This is a genomic window from Kitasatospora sp. NBC_01560 (assembly GCF_045208415.1).
Classification (GTDB): domain Bacteria; phylum Actinomycetota; class Actinomycetes; order Streptomycetales; family Streptomycetaceae; genus Kitasatospora.
On sequence record NZ_CP109364.1, the window covers coordinates 7,975,453 to 7,989,607 of the forward strand.

Here is a 14,155-nt window from a genome sequence, read left to right on the forward strand (position 1 = left end):
GCCGAGGAGGGGTCAGTCGGTCGGCTGCAGGGCGGCGTTCGCGCGTCGGAAGCGGTCCAGCAGGGCGCGGGCCGGAGCACTGGCCGGGTCGAAGGTCTGGTGCGCCAGGGCCTTGTCGCCGGTCACGGCCGGACCGTAGGACCAGGCCCCGTTGCACCGGAAGCAGAACGCGATCTCGAACAGGGTGACCCGGGGGAACACCGGGTGCTCCCCGGTCCGCGCGCGCAGGGCGTAGCCCGGGACGAAGCACCGCATCCGGGGTGCGGCGGGCAGCGCCGTGACCAGCGCCAGCACCTCCTGGGCGTCCTCCCAGACGCCGATCGAGGTGCCCGGCACGGTGTCCGTCCAGGCCGGCCAGCCGTGCGGGTCATCGATGCGGACGGCCTCGATCAGTTCGACGATGTCGGCGGTGGTGGGGAGCTGCACGGTCGCATGCTCGCACGCCGGCCGGCGCTCCCGCCATGCCCCCCGGTAGCCGACCACGGCCGGTGCCGGTGCCGCGGGGCCTACCGGGGCCCGGCGCTCCCGGGGCCTACCGGGGCCCGGCGCTCCCGGGGCCTACCGGGGCCCGGCGCTCCCGGGGCCTACTGCGGCCCGGCGTCCGGCACCGCAGCCCGGCCGAGGTGCTGCGCCAGCCAGTCGACCGCGGCCGGCACCGAGGCGGCGACCGGGACTCCGGCGGGCAGCGGCGGACGGTCCACGACGACCACCGGCAGGCCGAGTTCGCGGGCGGCGGTCAGCTTCGGCGCAGTGGCCGCCCCGCCGCTGTCCTTGGTGACCACGACGTCGATCCGGTGCGCCCGCAGCAGGGCCCGCTCGCCGTCCAGGGTGAACGGGCCGCGGTCGAGCAGGACGTCGGTCGAGGCCGGCATCGGCGGCTCGGGCGGGTCGACCGAGCGGGCCACGAAGTGCAGGCCGTCGAGGTGGGCGAAAGCGCCGATGCCCTGCCGGCCGGTGGTCAGGAACACCCGCCGGCCGAGGGCGGGCAGTGCCGCGGCGGCCGCGCCCAGCGAGGCCACGCGGTGCCAGCGGTCCCCGGCGACCGGGGCCCAGCCTGGGCGGCGCAGCACGAGCAGCGGCACGCCGGCCGCCGCGGCGGCGACTGCGGCGTTGCCGGACATCACGGCGGCGAACGGGTGCGTGGCGTCCACCACCGCGTCCACCGCCTCGGCGCGCAGCCAGGCGGCGAGCCCGTCCGGGCCGCCGAAACCGCCGATCCGGACTTCGCCGGCGGGCAGCCGCGGTGCGGCGACGCGCCCGGCGAGCGAGCTGGTGACCCGCAGCGGCGGCGTGCCCGCGGGCGGACCTGCCGGGGACGGACCGGCCTGCGGGGTTCCGGCCTGCGCGGTTCCGGTCAGTGCTGCGGCGAGGGCGCGGGCCTCGGTCGTGCCGCCGAGGATCAGCAGGTGGCGCGGCATCACGCGCCGCAGGGCTCGTGCGGGCGCTCGCGGTCGGCCGAGTAGAGGTGGCTGTCGCGGAACTGCTCGGCGGCCAGCGTCCGGCCCACCAGGATCACCGCGGTGCGGACCACGCCCGCCGCCTTGACCTGCCCGGCGATGTCGCCGACGGTGCCGCGCAGCACCAGCTCGTCCGGCCGGCTGGCCATCGCGACCACCGCGGCGGGGCAGTCGGCGCCGTAGTGCGGCAGCAGCTGCTCGACCACGTCGTCCACGTACCCCGCGGCCAGGTGCAGCACCAGCAGGGCACCGCTGCGGCCGAGGGTGGCGAGGTCCTCGCCGGCCGGCATCGGGGTGGCCCGCTTGGCGATCCGGGTGAGGATGACGGTCTGGCCGACGGTCGGCACGGTCAGCTCGCGCTTGAGCGCCGCAGCCGCGGCGGCGAAGGCGGGCACCCCGGGGACGACCTCGTACGGCACACCGGCCGCGTCCAGCCGGCGCATCTGCTCGGCGACGGCGCTGAACACGGACGGGTCGCCGGAGTGCAGCCGGGCGACGTCCTGGCCGGCCGCGTGGGCGGCGACCAGCTCGGCGACGATCTGGTCCAGGTTCAGCTGCGCGGTGTCGATCAGCCGGGCCCCGGCCGGGCACTCGGCCAGCAGCTCGCGCGGGACGAGGCTGCCCGCGTAGAGGCAGACCTGCGCGCGGGCCAGGATGCGCGCGCCGCGCAGGGTGATCAGGTCGGCGGCGCCCGGGCCGGCTCCGATGAAGTAGACGGTCACGAGGCGTCCTCCTGAGGGGTGGGGGGCTTGACGGCGGACCACTGGGTGACCGGCATGGCCTGCCGCCAGCCGGTGAACCCGCCCACCGGCACGGCGTGCGCGACGGCCAGGCGCAGCAACTCGCCGCCGTGCCGCCGGTACCACTCGGTGAGCAGGGCCTCCGACTCCAGGGTCACGGTGTTGGCGACCAGCCGGCCGCCCGGCGGCAGCGCCGCCCAGCAGGCGTCCAGCAGCCCGGGCGCGGTGAGGCCGCCGCCGACGAAGACCGCGTCGGGGGTGGGCAGACCGGCGAGCGCGGCGGGTGCGGCGCCGGTGGCGACCCGCAGCCGGGGGACGCCCAGCGAGGCCGCGTTGCGGGCGATCCGCTCGGCCCGGACCGGGTCGCGCTCGACGCTGACCGCCCGGTTGTCGCGGTGGGCGCGCAGCCACTCGATCGCGATCGAGCCGGAGCCGCCGCCGACGTCCCAGAGCAGTTCGCCGGGTGCGGGGGCGAGGGTGGCGAGGGTGGCGGCGCGGACGTGCCGCTTGGTCAGCTGGCCGTCGCTCTCGTACGCGTCGTCGCGCAGGCCCGGGACGAGCGAGCTGCGCGGGCCGTCGCCGAGCTCGACCGCGATGACGTTGAGCGGGTCGCCGGCCGGGTGCGGCCAGCCGTCCGCGGGGCCGTCCAGCACGCGTTCGCCGGGGCCGCCGAGCTGTTCCAGCACCCGCAGCCGGGCGGAGCCGAAACCGCGCGCGGTGAGCAGGGTGGCGACGGCGGCCGGGGTGGCGGCGTCGGCGCTGAGGACGAGCAGCCGGCGGCCGGGGTGCAGGGCGAGCGCCAGGCCGTCCAGCGGCCGGCCGACCAGGCTGACCACCTCGGTCGACTCCACCGGCCAGCCGAGCCGGGCGCAGGCGTGCGAGACGGAGGAGGGGTGCGGCAGGACGCGCAGCCGCTCGGCGCCGACGGTCTCGGCGAGCGTGCGCCCGATGCCGTAGAACATCGGGTCGCCGCTGGCCAGCACCGCGACCCGGCGTGCGGCGTGCTCGGCGAGCAGCCCGGGGACGGCCGGCCGCAGCGGCGACGGCCAGGGGATCCGGGTGGCGGCGACGTCGTCGGGGAGCAGGGCGAGCTGGCGGGGGCCGCCGATCACCACCTCGGCGGTGTGCAGGGCCGCGCGCGAGGTGGGTGCGAGGCCGGGCCAGCCGTCGGCCCCGATCCCGACGACGGTGATCGGGGGTGGCAGCTCGGGCACCGGGAGGCTCCTCGTCGGTCGGGTCGTGGCGCGGCGCGGCACCCGGGCGGGGCGGCGGGGCGTCGGCGCGGCGTCGGCGGGGTGCCGCCGGGGCAGCCTACCTGGCGGTATGCGGTCGGCTCCCGGCCAGGGTGGGCGGGCCGGTGGGGGGCGCGGGCGGGGCCGGGCGCGGTGCGGGCGCGGGGTGGGTGCGGGGCCGGGCGGGGGGCGGTGCTGACCCGTAGCGCGAGTGTCCGGGGGTGTCCGGGGGCAACCGCCGGGGTGCAGGCCCTCCGGGGGCGGGGTTAGCGTCGTCCGGGGGATCCCGGCACGCAACGGAGGACGCCATGCCCGAGTCAGCGGTCCCGCACACCACCGGCAACACCGGAATCCCGGTGCCGAGCGACGAGCACTCGCTCACGGTGGGCCGGGACGGTCCGATTCTGCTCCACGACCACTACCTGATCGAGAAGATGGCCCAGTTCAACCGGGAGCGCGTGCCCGAGCGGGTGGTGCACGCGAAGGGGGCCGGGGCCTACGGCGTCTTCGAGACGACGGAGGACGTCAGCCGCTACACCCGGGCGATCCTGTTCCAGCCCGGTCGGCGGACGGAGCTGCTGGCCCGCTTCTCCACCGTGGCGGGCGAGCAGGGCAGCCCGGACACCTGGCGCGACCCGCGGGGCTTCGCGCTGAAGTTCTACACCGAGGACGGCAACTACGACCTGGTCGGCAACAACACGCCCGTCTTCTTCGTACGCGACACCATCAAGTTCCAGGACTTCATCCGCTCGCAGAAACGCCGCCCGGACAACGGCCTGCGCGACCACGACATGCAGTGGGACTTCTGGACGCTCTCCCCGGAGTCCGCGCACATGGTGACCTGGCTGATGGGCGACCGCGGCATCCCGAAGTCGTACCGGCACATGAACGGCTACGGCTCCCACACCTACCTGTGGATCAACGCGAGCGGCGAGCGGTTCTGGGTCAAGTACCACTTCAAGACCGACCAGGGCGTCGACCACCTCACCCAGACGGACGCCGACCGGCTCGCGGGCTCCGACCCGGACCTGCACCGCCAGGACCTCTGGGAGGCGATCGAGGGCGGCAACCACCCGTCCTGGACGCTGTTCGTCCAGGTCATGCCGTTCGACGACGCGCCCGGCTACCGGTTCAACCCCTTCGACCTGACCAAGGTGTGGCCGCACGGCGACTACCCGCTGATCAAGGTCGGGAGGATGACGCTGACCCGCAACCCCGAGGACTACTTCGTCCACATCGAGCAGGCCGCCTTCGAGCCCTCGAACCTGGTGCCCGGCATCAGCGTCTCGCCGGACAAGATGTTGCTCGGCCGGATCTTCTCCTACCCGGACACCCACCGGTACCGGATCGGCCCCAACTACGCGCAGCTGCCGCCGAACCGGCCGCACGTCCCGGTCCACTCCTACGCCAAGGACGGCCCGATGCGGTTCGACGCGGCCCGCACCGCGGCGCCCTACGCGCCCAACAGCAAGGGCGGTCCGGCGGCGGACGTGCGGGCGTACGACGACCCGGCCGCCGGCTGGCAGACCTCCGGCGACATGGTGCGCGAGGCGTACTCGCTGCGGGCGGAGGACGACGACTGGGGGCAGGCCGGCACGATGGTCCGCGAGGTACTGGACGACGCGGCGCGCGACCGGCTGGTCTCCAACATCGTCGGCCACCTCACGGCCGGGGTCAGCGACCCGGTGCTGGCGCGGGCGGTGGAGTACTGGCGCAAGGTCGACGGGGCGCTCGGCGAGCGGGTCGCCTCGGGCGTGGGCAGGGCCTGACGCCGGACGGCCCGGGCCGATCTTTCGGGGCCCTCAGCGGTGCGTCCAGTCCCCGGACGGGATCAGCGCCGGGTGGGTGCGCAGGTGCGCGGCGACGGCGGGGCCGGCCAGGTAAACCCAGGCATCCGCCGTCCCGCCGTCCGCCGTCCGGACGGTGAGCCGTTCCCGCACGTACTCGCCCGTGCCGTCCGCCCGGCAGTCCTCCAGCCGGTCGAGCGCGGCGAGCACGGGGGCGTACGTGCCGGGGCGCACCGCGATCAGCTCGCCGACGATCCGGCGGCCGGGTGCCGCGTCCGGTACGGCGTACGGGAATCCCGGCCCTTCGTGCAGCGCGGCCCCGTCCAGCACGGCGGGCCGGACGTCGGCGCAGCGGCCGGCCAGGTGGACGGCGTGGTTGCCGCCGCCGGTGCGGAGCGTGCCGTAGACGAAGAACGGCAGGGCGTCGGTGGGCACGGGCTCTCCTCCTGGCGGGGTGGGGGTGGGGGTGGGGCATCTGTCCGCCGTCCGGTCCGGCCGGGTCGTCCTCGGTCGGGGGGCCGTGGTCGGGGGGCCGTGGTCGGGCGGTCGCCGCCCTGGGTCGGGCGGCCCCCGGTCGGGCCGCCCACCGTAGTGCCTGCAACCGTCCGGTGATACCCACTGGCGTGAAGGGCCGCTGATGCGCTGTTATGTCCCGAAGACCCGCCAGTACCGTCCAAGGGAGACACCCATGACAGCTCCAGCCCCCCGGAAGGCCACCGCGCCCTCCGCCGCCACGCCCGCCGGTGCGGGGCCGGCGGCTGCGGGGCCGGCGGGTGCGGGGCCCGCGGCGGCCAGGTTGGGCGGGGCGGTCTGGCTGGCGCTCGCCGTGGTGTACGTGGTGTGGGGCTCGACCTATCTGGCGATCAGGGTCGCCCTGGAGACGATGCCGTCCTTCCTGTCCGCCGGGGCGCGGTTCCTCTGTGCGGGCCTGTTGCTGACGGGCTTCGTGTTCCTCCGCTACGGCCGGGCCGGACTCCGGGTGAACGTCCGGCAGCTGGGCTCCTCGGCGCTGGTCGGCGTGCTGCTCCTGACCGGTGGCAACGGGCTGGTGGTGCTCGGCGAGAACTCCATCCCGTCCGGGCTGGCCGCCCTGCTGGTGGCCGCCGTCCCGCTCTGGATGGTGCTGCTCAGTGCGGCGGGCGGTGACCGGCCGAAGCCCGTCGAACTGGCCGGGGTGCTGCTCGGTCTGGTGGGCCTCACCGTGCTCTCCGCGCCCGCGATCGGCGGCAGCATCGCACTGGGCGGTGTGCTCGCGGTCATCTGCGCGACGCTGACGTGGGCGACCGGCTCGTTCGCCTCGAAGCGGCTCCCGATGCCGGGCAACGTGTTCGCCGCCAGCGCCTTCCAGATGATCGCGGGTGGCCTGGGTGACGTGCTGATCGGGTTGGTCCGCGGCGAGCAGCACGGCCTGGACCCGGCCACCTTCTCGGACCGGTCCTGGCTGGCGCTCGCCTACCTGGTGGTCTTCGGCTCGCTCGTCGCCTTCACCGCGTACGCCTGGCTGTTGCAGTCCGCGCCGCTCACCCTGGTCGCCACCTACGCGTACGTGAACCCGGTGGTGGCGGTGCTGCTGGGCTGGCTGATCCTGGCCGAGCCGCTGACCGGCCCCACTCTGCTGGGCGGGGCGATCGTGGTCGCGGGCGTCTGCCTGGTGGTGAGCGTCAGCCGGACGCGGGGGCGGGCTCCTCGCCGGACGTCCGCGCGTAGCTGAGGACGACCGCGCCGTTGTCGAACCGGCGGCACTCGGTGAGCGCGAACGAGTGGAGCGCGAAGCCGGCGCGGAACAGCGGGATGCCGTCGCCGGCCACGGTCGGGTACTGCTTGATGATCAGCTCGTCGATCTCCGGCAGCAGCTGACCGGCGAGGTCGCCACCGCCGCAGAGCCAGATGCCGAGCCCGTCCTCCTGCTTGAGCCTGCGCACCAGGGCGAGCGGGTCCTCGTCGGTGACCTCGACCGCCTGGTCCGGGCCGGCGACCGGCGTGCGGGAGAGGACGATCTGCCGCAGGTGGGCGTACGGGCTGGTGAGCCCGGCGCTCAGGCCCGGCTGGTAGCTGCCGCGGCCCATCAGGACGGTGTCGAACCGGCTGTTCGGCGTCCCGTCGAGGCCGAAGGCCGCGCGGGCCGGCGTCGGCAGGGTGTCGGTGTGCTCGGTGGTGAGGTACTGCAGGTACTCGCCCACAGTGTGGGCGAGGAAAAAGTCGAAGCCGCCGTCCGGGGAGGCGATGAAGCCGTCGATGGTGGCGCCGACGAAGTAGCTGAGCTTGCGCATTCATGTCCTTGGGTCCTGGTCGGGAGCCTCGTACCCCAAACCACTACGGCTATAGTACTCAGCTTGTAGTGGTTGTCCAGAGTTGTTCTGCCCGGATCTGAAAGAGAATCGGAGACATGGCCCAGAACCCCGCTCGCCGCACCGCCCTCGTCGACGCCGCCATCGACGTCCTGGCCCGTGAGGGCGCCCGCGGTCTCACCTTCCGCGCGGTCGACGTCCAGGCCGGAGTACCGGCCGGCACCGCGTCCAACTACTTCGCCAACCGTGACGACCTGCTCGACCAGGCCGCCCGCCACATCCACCACCGGTTCACCCCGGACCCGGCGGTCGTCGCCGAGCTGCTCCGCGCCCCGCGCGACCGCGCCCTGGTCACCGCCCTGATGCACGACCTGCTGCGCCGGATCGCCGCCGACCGGGCCGCCTACCTCGCCTTCCTCGAACTCCGGCTGGAGGCCACCCGGCGGCCCGGCATCCGGGCCCGGCTCACCGACACCGTCCGCGACCAGCTGGAGGCCAACATCGCCTACCACCTGGCCGAGGGCCTCCCCGGCGACCGCGGGACGGTCGTCGTCCTCTACCTCGCGATGACCGGACTGATCGTCGAACACCTCACCCTGCCGGACGTGTTGGGCGTGGACGGGCTCGCGGCACTGATCGACACCATGGTGGAGCGGATCGTCCCGGAACGCTGACGGGCTGCCGTGCGGTGGGGTGCGGTGCGGTGCGGTGGGGTGCTGTGCTGTGCTGTGCGGTGCGGTGCCGTCCGGTGCCGGGCTGTGCTCCTGGCCGGCTGCCGCGCGGTGTCAGCTCCCGGCCGGGCCGGGGCGGGCCCGCAGGACGGGCCGCACCAGGTCGAGCACCTCGACGAGGTCGCCGTCCTCGCGGATCAGCACGCCCATCGACCGCAGCCGCGCCAGGCTCTCGGCGTACGCGGGGTGGGCGGCCTGCGCGGTGCTGAGCACCGGCCGGACGGCCGTCGGCACGCCGAGCCCGTACGCCTCGCAGAGGATGCCGAGAGCGAGCGTGTCCGAGATCCCGGCGGCCCACTTGTTGATCGTGTTGAAGGTCGCGGGGGCCACGGCGATCGCGTCCGGCGGCGGCAGCGGCCGGGGCTCGCCCGGCTTCCGCCACGCCGAGCGGATCGGATACCCCGTCCGGGCGGCGACGGCGGCCTCGTCGATGAAGTCGAGGGCCTGGGGAGTGGCGACGACGCCGACGTCCCACCCCTCGGCCTGCGCAGCCGTGACCAGCCGGTCGGTCCCGGGGGCGAGCCCGGAGGCACAGACGACGATGTAGAGGAAGGACACGGGCGGGCTCCCCTTCGGGTGACGAGTCCCCTCCATCATGGCCACCCGCTCGCCGCACCCGGTAGCCGGTAGCCGGTACCTGCGGCGGAGTGCCGACCGGGCGGATGCTCGCCGCGTCAGGTGTGGGGTCGAGGTCTGTGGCGGTCCGCCGGCGTGGCCGTCGACGAGGCCTGCGCGGCAGGTCCGTCGGCCGGGCGGTCCGGGCTGTACCCCGGGCGGGCCGGTCCTGCCCGCCCGCTACAGCGGGAACGGGGGGCGGCCCGTCCACCAGTTGCCGGGTGCTTCGGGGTCCCGGCTGGTCCAGTACTCGACGATCGCGTCGGTGAACTCGGCGGCGGACAGCAGGCCGTCGCCGTCCTGGTCGAGCCGCCGGAAGGCCTCGTCGGCGTCGTCGCGGGAGAGGCCCGCGAAATGGCCGCGCTGGAAGACGAAGAACTCGCCCGCGTCCACCGTCCCGCTGTTGTTGGTGTCGGCGACCGAGAGGAAGGCCTCGGCCAGCGCCCCCAGGCTGGCGCGGGCGGCGTCCAGATCGTCGGCGAGCGAGCCGGTGGAGACGACGAACTGTTCGCGGGTGATCGCGTCCGTACCCGCGGGCAGGTGGGCCAGGTGCAGGTCGTGCCAGAGCGTCAGGTAGGCGCGGACGATCCACGCCTCGGCCTCCGAGCCCTCGGCGTGCCCGAGCGAGCGGGCCACCGAATGACCCATCAGGACGTGGTCCCGCTCGGTCAACAGCCCGTCGCCGTCGGCGTCGAGGTGGTCGAACCCGTGGTTGATCTTCGCCAGCAACAGTTCGTCGGACAACGTGCCCCCTCGGTCGGTGATCCCCCTCGTCGTCGGCACGTTAGCGCGTCGGCGTCCGGCCCCGCGGGCGAACTCCGGGATGCCGGGCGGACCGCCGTCGGCGGAGGGGTGGTGGGGCGGACCGCCCGTCGGCGGTGGGGCGGAGGGGCGGTGGACAGCTGGCGGTCGGCGGTCGGCGGTCGGCGGTCGGCGGTCGGCGTGCGGTCGGTGGGCTGCCTCGAACCGGTGAGCCCTGGCGGACGGCGCGGCCGGCGGCAGCGGCCACGGTGTGACCCTGCCCCGGGGAAGGCGTCGGACGGTGTCGGTTGCGGCGTCGATGAGTTCGCGAGGCAGAAATAAGTAGACCGGTCGACAGATTCTCCGGGGTTTAGATTCTCTAGACCGGTCGACATATTTTTCGGACTCTAATCCGTAGACCGGTCGGTCTATTCGGTGGCGGGGTCGACTGCTCTGGCGGGATTGCGACGGACCGCGCGAGTGCCGCATCGTCGGAGAGCTGGCGGCCCGCAGTGGCACTGCCGCCCCGCCGGGCCGCCCCTTGCTTCATCTATCGAAAATCGATAGATTCCCATCGCAATTCGATGGAGGGATGAATCGTGGGAAAGCTGACCGTGCGGGCGCTGCGCGCCGTACTCGCGGTGGTGCTCACCGGCACCGTGTTGGTGCAGGCGTTGATGGTGTGGGCGTTGTTCACCGATCCGGAGGACGGGACGCTCCCGCTGACCGCGTTCCGGGTGCTGACGATCGTCGGGTTGATGTCGGCGCAGGTCGCCCTGGTCTGCGTCTGGCGGCTGGTGGCGATGGTGCGACGCGGGACGGTGTTCTCCCACGCCGCCTTCCGGTACGTGGACGGCGTGATCGGCGCGATCGTGGCGGCCTCCCTCGTGTGGTTCGCGGTCACCGCCGTCAACGCGCCCGGCCAGCGGGAGGACCCGGGCGTCAGCGTGATCATGGCCGGGATCGGCCTGGCCGTCCTCGGGGTCGCGCTCATCGTGCTCGTCCTGCGGATGCTGCTCGTCCAGGCCGTTGCACGCGACGTCGAGGCCACGCAGATGCAGGCCGAGCTGGACGAGGTGATCTGATGCCGATCACCGTCGACATCGACGTGATGCTCGCCCGGCGGAAGATGTCCGTGGGCGAGCTCGCGGAGCGCGTCGGGATCACCCCCGCCAACCTGGCGGTACTCAAGAACGGCCGCGCCAAGGCGGTGCGCTTCGCGACGCTCGCGGCGCTCTGCGAGGTGCTCGACTGCCAGCCGGGCGACCTGCTGCGCTGGGAGGCCGAGGGCGCCGCCGGCGGATGACGCGCCCCGGCCCTCGGGCCGCACGGGCTTTTGGCGCACGGGCTTGTCCCGCGCCGTCGTGGCGGGCCGTCCGTCGTGGAACACCCCGGCGACACGACGGCGCGGCCGCCGGGGTGTTCCACGGCGCTGGTCCCTCGGGCCTTGGTGACGGACAGGCCCTTCCCCCGCCGCCCGGTCAGTGCGCGGCGGCCAGCAAGTCCCTGGTGTAGTCGGTGTGCGGGGCGGCGAACAGCTGGTCCCGGTCGGTGGACTCGACCAGCCGCCCGCGGTGCATGACGGCCACCCGGTCGCAGAAGTGCCGGACGACCGCGAGGTCGTGCGAGACGAAGAGGAAGGCGACGCCGAGGCGTTCGCGCAGCTCCATCAGCAGGTTGAGCACCTGCGCCTGCACCGAGACGTCGAGGGCCGACACGGGCTCGTCCGCGATGATCAGACGGGGCGACGGCGCGAGCGCCCGGGCGATGCCGATCCGCTGGCGCTGGCCGCCGGAGAACTCGTGCGGGTAGCGGTCCAGGTGGGCGGCGGGCAGGCCGACCTGCGCCAGGAGTTCGGCGGACCGCTCGCGCCGCTCGGCCGCGGACAGCGCGGTGTGCAGGCGTAGCGGAGTGTCGAGGGTCTGGGCGACGGTGCGGCGCGGGTTGAGTGAGGCGTACGGGTCCTGGAAGACCAGCTGGATCTCCTTGCTGAGCCTCCGCCGCAAGTCCCGGCCGGGGTTGGTGACGTCCACGCCGTCGTACCGGATCCGGCCGGCGGTCGCGCTCTGGAGGCCCGCCAGCACCCGGGAGGTGGTGGACTTCCCGGAGCCGGACTCGCCGACCAGGCCCAGGGTCTCGCCTGGGGCGATCCGCAGGCTGACGCCTTCGACGGCGCGGACGGGTTCGGCGGGCCGCCCGGGGAACCGCCGCCGGCCGGGGAAGTGGACGGCGAGGTCCTCCAGTTCGACCAGCCAGCGGCCGTTTGCAGGGGCGGTCGGCACCGGGCCGCTCCCCACCGGGCCGCTCCCCACCGGGCCGCTCCCCACCGGGCCGGTCCGCGCCGGCTCCGGCCGTACCGAGTCCGGCCGTACCGAGTCCGGCCGTACCGAGTCCGTCCGGGCCGGGCCGGTTCGTACCGGGAACGTGAGCGACGGAGACGGGTCGTCGACGGTCGGCAGGGGTGTGCCCGGCACGGTCTCCAGGGTGAGGGCGGCGCCCACCAGGGCCCGGGTGTAGGGCTGTTGGGGTGCGGCCAGCAGCGCTGCGGTAGGCGCGGCCTCGACCTGTTCGCCGTCGCGCAGCACCAGCGTCCGGTCGGTGGTCCCGGCGACCACGCCCAGGTCGTGGCTGACCAGCAGCACGGCCGTCCCGTGTTCGCGCTGCAACTCGGCGAGCAGGTTGAGGACTTGCCGCTGGACGCGGGCGTCGAGCGCGGTGGTCGGCTCGTCGGCGATCAGCACGTCCGGGTCGTTCATCAGCGCCATCGCGATCATCACCCGCTGGCGCATGCCCCCCGAGAACTGGTGCGGGTAGTCGCGTACCCGGGTGGCCGGGATGCCGACCCGGTCGAGCATCGCGGCAGCCCGCCGCCGGCCCTCGGCGCGGCCGGCGCCGGGGTGGTGCAGCCGGTACATCTCGGCGAGTTGGGCACCCACGCCGTGGAACGGGCTGAGTGAGGTGAGCGCGTCCTGGAACACCAGGGCGATCCGGCCGCCACGCACCCGTCGCAGCACGGCTTCGCCTGCCCCGACCAGCTCCAGCCCACCGTCCGGCCGGCCCGCGGCCTGCGACGCACCCCCAGCTTCAGCCCCACCCGCAGCCCCACCCGCAGCCCGGCCCGCATCGCCGCCCGCAGTCCCACCCAACGAGGCCCCACCCAACGAGGCCCCACCCAACGAGGCCCCACCCAACGAGGCCCCACCCTTCGCCGCCCCGGCGAGGCGGATCGAGCCGGTGACGGTGGTGGTGCGCGGATCGTGCAGTCCCAGCACGGCGAGCCCGGTCGCGGACTTGCCGGAGCCGGATTCGCCCACCAGGCCCAGGACTTCGCCCCGGGCGAGGTCGAAGGAGAGGTTGCGGACGGCGTGCACGGGTGCGCCGCCGCGTGGGTCGGTGAAGGTCACGGCGAGATCGCGGACGCTGAGCACAGGAGCCACGGGCATCGCAGGAGCCACAGGCGCCACAGGCGTCCTGGGTATCGCCGATGTCAGCGGCGTCTGGGGCGTGCGGGGCGTGAGGGGTGTCATGGGGAGCTCCAGGCGGGGTCAGCTGAGGCGGATGCGCGGGTCGAGCCAGGCGGTCACGAGGTCGGCCAGGGCGACGAGGAGCACCACGAAGCAGGCGGCCAGCAGCACCGCGCCGACCACGGCCGGCAGGTCCTGCCCTTCGACGGCGTCGGCGGCGAACCGTCCGACCCCGTTCAGTCCGAACACGGTCTCGGTGATCACCGCGCCGCCGAGCAGCGCGCCGGCCTCCAGGCCCAGCAGCTGCACCAGCGGTCCGGCGGCGCCGCGCGAGGTGTACTTGAGGTGGGCGCGCAGTCGGCCGAGGCCCTTGCCGCGGGCGGTGCGGACGTACTCCTCGTCCATCGTTTCCAGCAGCTGGGAGCGCGAAAGGCGGGCGAAGACTGCCGAGTTGACGAATCCGAGGACGAGCCAGGGCAGCAGCATGCCGCCCGCCCAGGCGGCCAGGTCCTCGGCCGGCGGGGTGTAGGAGGGCAGCGGCAGCAGGCCGGTGGTGTAGACCAGAGCCCACTGAGCGACGTAGCCGAGGAAGTAGATCTGCACACTGGCGCCGACCAGGGTGAATCCGGAGAGCAGCCGGTCCGTCCGGGTGCCGTGCCGCAGTGCCGAGACGAAGCCGGTGCCCAGGCCGAGCAGGACGAGGACGGCGAGCGCGCCGGCGGTCAGCGAGAAGGTGACCGGCAGGTGGTCGACCAGCGCCTCGGTGACGGGCTGGTGCAGCCGGTAGGAGTAGCCGAGGCAGGGTGCGTCGCAGTGGATGACCGAGCCGTCGACGTCGCTGATGTCCCGCCCGGCGACCACGCCGGTGAGGTAGTCGGTGTACTGGGAGAGCAGCGGCTGGTCCAGGCCCATGCTCTGGCGGACCGACGCCACCTGGCCGGAGTCGCAGCGCGGGCCGCAGGCGGCGCGGGCCGGGTCGGCGGGCGCGGCGTAGAAGAGGACGAAGGCGGCGGCGGAGACCGCGACCAGGACGGCAAGGGCCTGGAGGATCCGCCGCAGGGCGAAGGTGAGCATGGCCGGTCCGAATCGGGGGCGTCGGG

The 14,155-nt window shown here is 74.4% G+C and carries 15 protein-coding genes; 5 read left to right on the forward strand and 10 right to left on the reverse strand.

Annotated features, from left to right (window positions below):
* Nucleotides 1–12: 12 nt before the first annotated feature.
* The 4 genes from OH807_RS34535 to cbiE all read right to left on the reverse strand — a co-directional run bounded on the left by OH807_RS34535 (nucleotide 13) and on the right by cbiE (nucleotide 3,411).
* Nucleotides 13–426 (reverse strand): hypothetical protein, encoded by a 414-nt coding sequence (locus OH807_RS34535; protein WP_406207265.1) that lies wholly within the window; start codon nucleotides 424–426, stop codon nucleotides 13–15.
* A gap of 158 nt (nucleotides 427–584) precedes the next feature.
* Nucleotides 585–1,418 (reverse strand): cobalt-precorrin-6A reductase, encoded by an 834-nt coding sequence (locus OH807_RS34540; protein WP_406211342.1) that lies wholly within the window; start codon nucleotides 1,416–1,418, stop codon nucleotides 585–587.
* Nucleotides 1,418–2,179: a precorrin-4 C(11)-methyltransferase gene (gene cobM / locus OH807_RS34545; RefSeq protein ID WP_406207268.1), complete on the reverse strand. Its 762-nt coding sequence runs from the start codon at nucleotides 2,177–2,179 to the stop codon at nucleotides 1,418–1,420. Before cobM ends, OH807_RS34540 begins: the two co-directional genes overlap by 1 nt.
* Nucleotides 2,176–3,411 (reverse strand): precorrin-6y C5,15-methyltransferase (decarboxylating) subunit CbiE, encoded by a 1,236-nt coding sequence (gene cbiE / locus OH807_RS34550; RefSeq protein ID WP_406207271.1) that lies wholly within the window; start codon nucleotides 3,409–3,411, stop codon nucleotides 2,176–2,178. The genes cobM and cbiE overlap by 4 nt, the downstream gene beginning before the upstream one ends.
* A gap of 326 nt (nucleotides 3,412–3,737) precedes the next feature.
* On the opposite strand from cbiE, the gene OH807_RS34555 reads away from it, so the two are divergent.
* Complete coding sequence (locus OH807_RS34555) at nucleotides 3,738–5,198, forward strand: catalase (protein ID WP_406207274.1); 1,461 nt, start codon at nucleotides 3,738–3,740, stop codon at nucleotides 5,196–5,198.
* A 33-nt stretch (nucleotides 5,199–5,231) separates the two neighbouring features.
* On the opposite strand, the gene OH807_RS34560 is transcribed toward OH807_RS34555, so the two are convergent.
* Nucleotides 5,232–5,651 (reverse strand): gamma-glutamylcyclotransferase family protein, encoded by a 420-nt coding sequence (locus OH807_RS34560; protein WP_406207277.1) that lies wholly within the window; start codon nucleotides 5,649–5,651, stop codon nucleotides 5,232–5,234.
* A gap of 253 nt (nucleotides 5,652–5,904) precedes the next feature.
* Between OH807_RS34560 and OH807_RS34565 the strand changes: the two genes are divergently transcribed.
* A complete protein-coding gene (locus tag OH807_RS34565; protein WP_406207280.1) occupies nucleotides 5,905–6,927 on the forward strand; it encodes an EamA family transporter in 1,023 nt (340 codons plus the stop codon).
* Here the strand turns inward: OH807_RS34565 and OH807_RS34570 are convergent.
* Nucleotides 6,878–7,486, reverse strand: a complete 609-nt coding sequence (locus OH807_RS34570) for a dihydrofolate reductase family protein (protein ID WP_406207283.1) — start codon at nucleotides 7,484–7,486, stop codon at nucleotides 6,878–6,880. The two genes, OH807_RS34565 and OH807_RS34570, sit on opposite strands and share 50 nt — an antisense overlap.
* Before the next feature lie 116 nt (nucleotides 7,487–7,602).
* On the opposite strand from OH807_RS34570, the gene OH807_RS34575 reads away from it, so the two are divergent.
* A complete protein-coding gene (locus tag OH807_RS34575; RefSeq protein ID WP_406207285.1) occupies nucleotides 7,603–8,178 on the forward strand; it encodes a TetR/AcrR family transcriptional regulator in 576 nt (191 codons plus the stop codon).
* A 111-nt stretch (nucleotides 8,179–8,289) separates the two neighbouring features.
* Here the strand turns inward: OH807_RS34575 and OH807_RS34580 are convergent, their stop codons facing one another.
* A complete protein-coding gene (locus OH807_RS34580; RefSeq protein WP_406211343.1) occupies nucleotides 8,290–8,829 on the reverse strand; it encodes a flavoprotein in 540 nt (179 codons plus the stop codon).
* 201 nt (nucleotides 8,830–9,030) lie between these two features.
* Entirely contained in the window at nucleotides 9,031–9,594 is a 564-nt protein-coding gene (locus OH807_RS34585) for an EF-hand domain-containing protein (RefSeq protein ID WP_406207288.1), read from the reverse strand.
* A 596-nt stretch (nucleotides 9,595–10,190) separates the two neighbouring features.
* Here OH807_RS34585 and OH807_RS34590 point away from each other — a divergent pair.
* Both OH807_RS34590 and OH807_RS34595 read left to right on the forward strand, forming a co-directional pair.
* A complete protein-coding gene (locus OH807_RS34590; protein ID WP_406207291.1) occupies nucleotides 10,191–10,676 on the forward strand; it encodes a DUF2975 domain-containing protein in 486 nt (161 codons plus the stop codon).
* Nucleotides 10,676–10,897 carry a helix-turn-helix domain-containing protein gene (locus OH807_RS34595; protein WP_406207294.1) on the forward strand — a complete coding sequence of 74 codons (222 nt, stop codon included), beginning with the start codon at nucleotides 10,676–10,678 and terminating at the stop codon, nucleotides 10,895–10,897. The genes OH807_RS34590 and OH807_RS34595 overlap by 1 nt, the downstream gene beginning before the upstream one ends.
* A 175-nt stretch (nucleotides 10,898–11,072) precedes the next feature.
* Here OH807_RS34595 and OH807_RS34600 read toward each other — a convergent pair whose 3' ends face one another.
* Both OH807_RS34600 and OH807_RS34605 read right to left on the reverse strand, forming a co-directional pair.
* Nucleotides 11,073–13,034, reverse strand: coding sequence for a dipeptide ABC transporter ATP-binding protein (locus OH807_RS34600; RefSeq protein WP_406207297.1), 1,962 nt, complete (start codon nucleotides 13,032–13,034; stop codon nucleotides 11,073–11,075).
* Between the two features lie 102 nt (nucleotides 13,035–13,136).
* Nucleotides 13,137–14,129, reverse strand: a complete 993-nt coding sequence (locus OH807_RS34605) for an ABC transporter permease (protein ID WP_406207299.1) — start codon at nucleotides 14,127–14,129, stop codon at nucleotides 13,137–13,139.
* Between the last annotated feature and the right edge of the window lie 26 nt (nucleotides 14,130–14,155).